Annotated in this window: 2 protein-coding genes; both read right to left on the reverse strand. The window is 59.6% G+C overall.

All coding sequences use genetic code 11. The annotated features are described in order from the left end of the window. The coding region (locus SNA_RS29890) for a peptidoglycan recognition protein family protein (RefSeq protein ID WP_044367714.1) at positions 1 to 604 on the reverse strand (604 nt) is incomplete at its 3' end. Further along, positions 601 to 762, reverse strand: a complete 162-nt coding sequence (locus SNA_RS44485) for a hypothetical protein (protein ID WP_157879932.1) — start codon at positions 760 to 762, stop codon at positions 601 to 603. The genes SNA_RS44485 and SNA_RS29890, both read right to left, overlap by 4 nt. Positions 763 to 1139: the final 377 nt, after the last annotated feature.

Here is a 1139-nt window from a genome sequence, read left to right on the forward strand (position 1 = left end):
TGATCGGCGATTTCTGTCCGGTGTGGAAGTACGACGCACCAGGGAACGGCTCGGTATCCGGCCCGGGGGTGGGGTGTGAATCTTTGAAGTGGTCGTACGCCTCCTGAGCCGCCGCGAGGACCTGGTCGTAGATCTTGTTCATGTACGGGCCGGCGCAGACGGTCGAAGTCCAGTGGTGGTGGTAGAAGAGGTTGCTCTTGCTGGGGCGTTCGCCGATCACTTTGGCGAAGTTCCAGCCAGCGAGACGTGCGGCGTTCTTCCAGGTGGCTTCGGCGACCGTCCAGTTGGGCCCGAGTGTTGCGTTCGCCATTTCGATGCTGATCGAGCTCTGGTTGCCGGCCTTGTTGCCGACGGCCCAGGCGTACTCGTTCACCTTGACGTACTGAGCGACGGCACCGGCGGCGTCCACGTCGAAGTGGGCCGAAGCCTTACGCGTCTTCCAGCCGTTGAGCACACCCTGGTGCGAAAGCCGACTGACATTGCCGTCGTTGTGGTGCAGCGTGACCGAAGTCTTCCTGTAGGGCGTGTGGGTGACGTGGCCCGTCGCGCTCAGCTGGTCGATGAGGTTCGAGACGGGACGGTCATAAGCGATGGTCGCAGTCACTTGGGGGCCTCCGTGTCGTTCTCGACGCCGTCCTCGGCGAAGGCGACGAAGTCGCTCTCCGGAAGGTCATCGAGGTTGTCGGTGCCGGGTCCATGGGAGGTGTCTGTCTTCTCGAGAGCCGCCTTCACGTCCTCGTCGTCGTAGTTCTTCTCGGGCATGACGCCGTCCTTTCAGTTCCACGACTTTGTGTCGCCAGTTCTACGTTCGACGAGCGATCGGGGAAGAATTCCCTCGTCGCCGTGGTGAATGGCGTTGTGGTTCGATGGGTTGTTGAGATCAGGTACTCAGGATCAAGAATCCTCGCGTCGCCAGTCGAGATGTCGTCAACCGTCATCGGATTCATGTGATGTATGTAGTTACGGTCGTGAATCTCGTAGCCGTCTACACCAAAATCACATCCATTGTCACGAACGATGATCGGTCGAATCCGAAGGTCGATCTCCCGACTTCCCCGCGGAGAGAAAGGTACTGGAACCGTTCCTCGAAGGTTTTGCCTTTAGACGTTGGGGACCTGCAGCTGGTCCCAACTGGTCTT

The organism is Streptomyces natalensis ATCC 27448 (assembly GCF_000935125.1).
Classification (GTDB): Bacteria; Actinomycetota; Actinomycetes; order Streptomycetales; family Streptomycetaceae; genus Streptomyces; species Streptomyces natalensis.

Excerpts from the sequence above, each read along its gene's own strand:
- SNA_RS44485 (WP_157879932.1), bottom strand. The coding sequence starts at position 762 with ATGCCCGAGAAGAACTACGACGACGAGGACGTGAAGGCGGCTCTCGAG.